The 6,255-nt window shown below is 34.6% G+C and carries 6 protein-coding genes; all 6 read left to right on the top strand.

Going from position 1 to position 6,255, the window contains the following annotated elements; genetic code table 11:
- Positions 1 to 287: 287 nt before the first annotated feature.
- The 6 genes from GSA01S_RS08995 to GSA01S_RS08970 all read left to right on the top strand — a co-directional run bounded on the left by GSA01S_RS08995 (position 288) and on the right by GSA01S_RS08970 (position 6,100).
- Positions 288 to 521 carry a hypothetical protein gene (locus GSA01S_RS08995; RefSeq protein ID WP_066126800.1) on the top strand — a complete coding sequence of 78 codons (234 nt, stop codon included), beginning with the start codon at positions 288 to 290 and terminating at the stop codon, positions 519 to 521.
- A 44-nt stretch (positions 522 to 565) separates the two neighbouring features.
- A complete protein-coding gene (locus GSA01S_RS08990; RefSeq protein WP_066126798.1) occupies positions 566 to 1,249 on the top strand; it encodes a response regulator transcription factor in 684 nt (227 codons plus the stop codon).
- On the top strand, positions 1,242 to 2,156 hold the full coding sequence (locus GSA01S_RS08985; protein WP_066126796.1) for a sensor histidine kinase: 915 nt from the start codon (positions 1,242 to 1,244) through the stop codon (positions 2,154 to 2,156). The genes GSA01S_RS08990 and GSA01S_RS08985 overlap by 8 nt, the downstream gene beginning before the upstream one ends.
- A gap of 88 nt (positions 2,157 to 2,244) precedes the next feature.
- Positions 2,245 to 3,003 (top strand): ABC transporter ATP-binding protein, encoded by a 759-nt coding sequence (locus GSA01S_RS08980; RefSeq protein WP_066126794.1) that lies wholly within the window; start codon positions 2,245 to 2,247, stop codon positions 3,001 to 3,003.
- Between the two features lie 2 nt (positions 3,004 to 3,005).
- A complete protein-coding gene (locus GSA01S_RS08975) occupies positions 3,006 to 4,994 on the top strand; it encodes an FtsX-like permease family protein (RefSeq protein ID WP_066126792.1) in 1,989 nt (662 codons plus the stop codon).
- A 161-nt stretch (positions 4,995 to 5,155) separates the two neighbouring features.
- Positions 5,156 to 6,100 carry an exonuclease domain-containing protein gene (locus GSA01S_RS08970; protein WP_066126789.1) on the top strand — a complete coding sequence of 315 codons (945 nt, stop codon included), beginning with the start codon at positions 5,156 to 5,158 and terminating at the stop codon, positions 6,098 to 6,100.
- The last annotated feature ends 155 nt before the right edge of the window (positions 6,101 to 6,255 follow it).

Here is a 6,255-nt window from a genome sequence, read left to right as displayed (position 1 = left end):
CTATCCAAGCTTTTAAAAAATTATACTTTGTTATGGAAGAAACTGTAATTAAGATGGAACATAATATTCAGGGCTGAAAAGATTCGAGTCTATATTTCCTAATGATTTACCACAATATTTTCAAAAGTATATAGTTGCAGATTATCAATTATGAGCAGCAATTTTTCATTATAATTAAAGCTATTGAACATTAATTCAGTCATTTATCATTGGTTATTTGTTTATAAAATGGTAAGATAAATCTAGCAGAAATCACGTGATGAATTTCATAAAAAGAGGACGGTAATATGCGAAAACAACGAGAAATGAGTGACCGTGAATGGTTAATCAGGCGTAGACTAAGTCGTATTTTTCATTTCCTATTAATCGTATTAGGTATTATTCTCTATTATAAAATTTGGCGCAATCCCTATTTAATGTATCCAGTCATTAGAATAGCCTTCATTTTTGTGCTTATTTATTACCCGATTCAATGGCTTTTATTAATCTATGACAAATGGAAAAGAAGAAAGCGACGTTAGTATGAGTTTAGTAAAATAGTGTTAAATAACTTAGGAGGTGGCTTATGAAAATACTCATTGTTGAAGATGATAAAATAATTGCTCGACAATTAAAAGTCGAGTTGGAAAAGTGGCAATATCAAGTTGCTTTAATTGAAGACTTTACGAAAGTCATTGAAGAATTTAAAGCATTCGAACCTCATTTAGTATTAATGGATATTGGGTTGCCAGCTTTTAATGGCTATCATTGGTGTCAACAAATTCGACAATTTTCAAAAGTACCCATTATTTTTATTTCTTCTCGAGCAGACAATATGGACCAAGTGATGGCAATTCAAATGGGGGCGGACGATTACTTAACCAAGCCGATTGATTTAAGTTTATCCTTGGCTAAGATCCAAGCCCTTCTTCGCCGCTCTTATGATTACACCGTTGAAGCGCCACAAGACAGTTATGGCGGATTAAGCGTCGACTTTGCCAATGCGAGTGTACTCTATGAAGGAACAGCGGTCGAATTAACTCATACTCAATTACAAATCATGGAGTCATTAATCGAAGCTAAAGGTGGATTTGTCTCGCGAGAAGCGATTATGGATCATTGTTGGGATCAAGCTAATTTTATTGATGATAATACCTTGTCCGTCAATATTTCGCGCATTCGCAAACGGTTGGAGGAACAAGGTGTCAAAACGAGTATACAAACTAAAAAGGGACTTGGTTATGCTTTAAAGGTGGATGAAAATGAATAGATTGAAACAATATCTTAAACTAAAATGGCCATCTTTGCTTTTGTATATAACACCAGTCGTTTTAACGATGGTTGTCATGATCGTCTACCAATTAGATGGACAGATGATTCAATATATATTATGGTTGAGCTTATTTGTCGGCGTGATTTTATTTGTAATTAGTTTAATTCGCTTTGAACATGACCAATTACAACAAGAAGAATTGCAAGTTTTACAAGATGAAAATCACCAATTAAAACAAGAGCTCCATCATATCAGACTCGAAACCGAGACGTATTTTCTGACCTGGCTTCATCAGATGAAGACGCCGATTGCGGGAGCGCAATTATTATTGCGAGAAAACCAAGGGGAAAATACCAATGAATTACGCTTATTAATGACCGAAATTGATAAATACACGGGTATGGCATTATCGTATATAAAATTAATGAATCCTGGCGCAGATTTGGAGTTTACTAGGTTAACATTGGATGAAATCTTAAGTCCACTGATTAAGAAATATCGATATCAATTCTTTTACTATAATGTGAGTTTGGAATATGAGAGATTAATACAAGTGGTGATTACTGACGGTCACTGGAGCTCCCTGATGATTGAACAAATTCTTTCAAACGCGTTGAAATACTGCCAAAATGAAAATGGCGCAAAAATATCAATATATTTTAATGAGGCAACACAAGAGTTGGCAATTCAAGACAATGGTATTGGTATACAAGCAAGTGATTTGACTAAAATCTTTGATAAAGGCTATGTTGGTTTTAATGGACGATTACATGAAAAAGCCAGTGGTCTTGGGTTATACTTAGTCGATTTAATCTCAGAACGCTTAACCCAACCCATTCGAGTCGAATCACAACTGAATCAAGGAAGTATTTTCTATATCAAGTTTAATCTTGCAAAAATGTAAGATTAGACTTGTTTTTGTTAGTTTAGATAAAGGCAGTTACCTTAGATATCCAGTAAACTTAAGTTAACAAATCAAAGGAGTGAGCAAAATGTCATTATTAAAAATTCAAAATGTCGAGAAAGTATATGGTAAAAAAGGTTTTGGCGTGCTAACGAAAGCTCTTAAAAATGTTAACTTCGAAGTCAATGAAGGAGAATTTGTTTCAATCATGGGAGAGTCTGGTTCGGGGAAAACAACCTTACTAAATATTATCGCAACATTAGATCAGCCGACGAACGGACAAGTTTTACTAAACAATCTACCTTTATCTGAAATAAAATCAAAAGATATTGCGAAGTTCCGTCGAGAACGTCTCGGGTTTGTTTTCCAGGATTTTAATGTGTTAAATAACTTCAATAATAAAGACAATATCCTCTTGCCATTAGTTCTCTCGGAAAAAAAGATAACCGAAATGGAACAACGTTTATCAGAGATTACCCCTATCTTAGGGATTGAATCCTTATTAGAGAAGTTTCCGTACCAAATATCAGGAGGGCAACGTCAACGCATTGCGATTGCGAGAGCGATTATTACGCAACCGGATATTTTATTAGCTGATGAGCCAACGGGAGCATTAGATTCGAAAACCTCCCAAACAATTTTAGAATTATTTCAGTCATTAAATGAGATGGGACAAACGATTTTAATGGTAACCCACTCGATTAAAGCTGCGGCAATGTCGAACCGCGTATTATTTATTAAAGATGGGATTGTCTTTCATGAAATTTATCGTGGCAATGATTCGGTACAAGCGTTCCAAGAACGAATTGCAGATAGTTTAACCGCTATGAATCAAGGTGGTGAATAATTATGAAATTAGGACTATATTTAAAACTTGCTTGGCGAAATTTAAAAGCCAATCATCAATTGCAAATACCATTCGTATTGGCCAGCAGTATCATGTTTGCGACGCTTTACATCATGGCATCATTAAAGACCAATAAATTTGTGACAGAACGCCATACGGAGTTACCCATCTTAATGGGACTGGGGATTTTTATTGTAGCTTTATTGGCCATCATCTTTACCATCTATGGTCAAACATTTATCGCAAAAAGAAGAAGTAAAGAATTCTCATTGTATTCTATTTTAGGATTTGAGAAATTGCATATTTCAATGGTTATTCTAATTGAGCAACTGATTAACTTTGTTGTGATTGGTTTATTGAGTATTGTAATGGGGCAATTAGTTGGGACGATTATGTTTAAGGTGATGACAAATCTGCTTAAAGACGTAGCCGCCACCTTAGGCGATTATCCACTTTCTTGGTATGCTATCTCTGTAGTACTAATTTTATTGGCGGGTATCTTGTTCGTATTATATCTATTTCAAACATTCCGAGTAAGCTTGTTAAATCCAATTGATTTAATGAGCCAACAAAAATCTGGAGAAAAAACTGGGAAATTTCAATGGATTTGGTTAATTTCTGGTTTGGTGTCACTGGGTGCGGGTTATTATATAGCTTGGACTACAAAAGGTCTCTTGGATGCTATTTTAATGTTCTTCATAGCAGTACTGCTCGTGATGATGGCAACCTATTTCTTATTTATGACGTTAATCTCATTTGTATTGAATCAATTAAAGAAAAATAAGAACTACTATTATCAACCAAATCATTTCCTATCAATATCTGGAATGTTATACCGAATTCGTTCAAATGCCATAAGTTTAGCGAGTATTGCCATTTTAAGTACAGGTTTTATGTTAGCGTTAGGAAGTACCATTTCGATTTATGGCGGGATTGAAGATACTATAAAAATGCGTCATATACGCGATTATGAAGTTTATTCTTATGATCATGATTATTTTTTAGATGAAAGCCCCGACGCTATTTTGGCAAAGAAAGAAGCACTTCAAGAGCAAATAAATCAGTTATCGGACGTTCAAGAAGTAAAGGATGTTTATCTAACTGAAAGTGTTTATATTAATTTAAGATTATCAAAGGATATGAATACTTTAGAAAAATTAGCAAATATCGAGATCATGTCAAAAGATCGGACTTTTATTGGAACGATTATGACCATAGAAGATTATAATCAATTGCATGGGACCAAGCATCAATTAAATGAAGGCGAAATATTATTAAATGATTTGAATGAGGTTTTAAAAGATAAGAAAGAGCTCAATATTGCCGGGAAACAGTATCAAGTCAAATATAATACCGATCCTATTTATACCAATGTTATTATTGATTATGTCCAACTTGTGGTACCAACACGAGAAGAGATGATGGAACTTGGTAAGTATTATCAACTAGAGAATACGGTTATGGGGCCAGGTAGTTTTAGAATTTCCTTTGATGTAACGAAAGATAGTAATGCTCTAAAAGATAAAATAGCAACTGTTTTTGCTGGGGGCAATCAACGTGTATTAAGCGTTGAACAGACCCGTAAAGAAACGTATCAATTTAATGGCGGGTTCCTATTTTTAGGGATTATGATTGGTGTGGTGTTACTGGTCGGTACCGTCTTAATGATTTATTATAAACAAATAACCGAAGGGTATGATGATAAAGCCAACTTCCAAGTCATGAAACAAGTTGGATTACCAGAAGAAATGATAAAAACAACGATTAAACAGCAAACGTTTTGGCTCTTCGCCTTACCGATTATTGTGGCTGTTATTCATGGTTTAGGTGCAAGTAAGATTATTTTCCGCCTTTTAGGGTTGTTCGGTATTTATAAATTATCACAATTCTTTATCCCTTATCTGATTGTTATTACTGTTTTCGTGGTAATTTATTACATTGTGTATCGTGTTACTTCAAGTGTTTACTATCAAATTGTGAATGAAGAATAAATTTACTAAATAACCGTTAATTACATTTTTGCGGTAAAAATGAATCTATTGGGAGTGGGCTAGAAGTTGAAAATACTTCAAGAGCTCGCTCCCTATTCTGTTCTCTCTTTTATCGGCGTGCTATAATAAAAGAGCAAAAATAAGAAAAGGGTGTGGTAGTCATGATAGAATTACCAAAACAATTTGATTGTTGCGTCATCGATTTTGAGACCGCAACACATTATAATAACTCAGCCTGTTCAATCGGTATGGCGTTTATTAAAGACCTTGAAATCGTTGATCGATTTTATAGTTTAATTCAACCACCAGGAAATCGTTATGCTCAGTCCAATATACGCGTGCATGGTATTACCTCGAAGGATACCGCAACGGCACCAACATTTGGTGAGCTTTGGTCTGAGATAGAATCAAAAATCAATTCATCTCGTTATATATCAGCTTATAATAGTCAATTTGATATGGGTATTCTGCTTGAATCAGCACGTCATTATGGCATCAAGGTTCCAGAATTTAAGACATTTGATGCCATGTTCTTTAACCCGAGTTATCGTAATCAAGTGATGAAATTAAGTACTTTAGCGCGTCAATTTGGCTTTACATTTGAGGCTCATAATGCGATGGCTGACGCTGAAGTAACCGCAAAAATTTTAATTGAGACGATGAAAGAATATCGTATGGATGATTTTGACGAGTTTTTAAAAAGGCATCAAGTATTTGTCAAACCGATCAGTCGGTATAATACGACGACCGCAAATCATTTTAAGCCGAAGTTTCAGAAATTTAAAAAATCCTTGAAAATTACGGATGTTAATCAAGTTCCGCCAAAGGAAGAATATTCAGACCATTGGTTACAAAGTAAAAATGTAGTCTTAACGGGTGAGTTTGAAACCGGAAAAGATGAATTAATGATGAAAGTGCGTTATCATGGTGCCATTTTAAAATCAACAGTCAGTAAAACGACAGATGTCCTAATCGAAGGTTGGCAAGACCCTAAATACCAAGATGAAAATGGTTTGGTTGAAAAACAACGTAAGGCACGCCAATTACTAGAAGAAGGTCACTCGATCATGATTATGTCAGAGGCCGATTTATTGGCACAGTTGTAATATTAGTTAATATCCTTAATAAAAGAAAGAGGTTCAATCAATGATAGTTTTAAAACCCTTCAATGAGCATGATTTAAAAATTATTTGGGAAATTGGTTATAAGGATGAGTTTCCAGAATGGTCAAAATGGAATGCTCCTTATTGAGGCTAGGCAT

It is taken from the genome of Globicatella sanguinis NBRC 15551, from assembly GCF_001552295.1.
Taxonomy (GTDB): Bacteria; Bacillota; Bacilli; order Lactobacillales; family Aerococcaceae; genus Globicatella; species Globicatella sanguinis.
This window is presented reverse-complemented; position numbering and strand designations above follow the sequence as displayed.